This is a genomic window from Rhizobium redzepovicii (assembly GCF_019793435.1).
GTDB lineage: Bacteria > Pseudomonadota > Alphaproteobacteria > Rhizobiales > Rhizobiaceae > Rhizobium > Rhizobium redzepovicii.
On sequence record NZ_JAILYH010000107.1, the window covers coordinates 1 to 331 of the forward strand.

Here is a 331-nt window from a genome sequence, read left to right on the forward strand (position 1 = left end):
TGGAATACAGCGCCCTTCCGGCAGGATTTGCCGTCAGCCGCCTATTCACCGGTGCAAAGCGTCAATCCGCCAGACGCACCATGGGAGCAAAGCTTGGGGGCATCGATCTTCGGCACCCCACAGTACACGCTGCCTGTGGACGACTTGGGAGGATTTGTCCCTCCGAGCTGGCAACACGGCAATCAACCGGTACCAGATGACCTTCTGCCTGCAATGTACTTGTTTGACTTGCTGCCGAGCGCGGACAAACCCACCAACTTCAGTATCCATGGTGTGCCCTACACGGCCACTCTGGGGCCATCAGGCATGCAGAGCGACATTTACCTTTTCC

Annotated in this window: 1 pseudogene; it reads left to right on the forward strand. The window is 57.7% G+C overall.

Going from position 1 to position 331, the window contains the following annotated elements:
• Positions 1-93: 93 nt before the first annotated feature.
• Positions 94-331, forward strand: a pseudogene (locus K6N12_RS33800) (hypothetical protein); the annotation flags it as partial.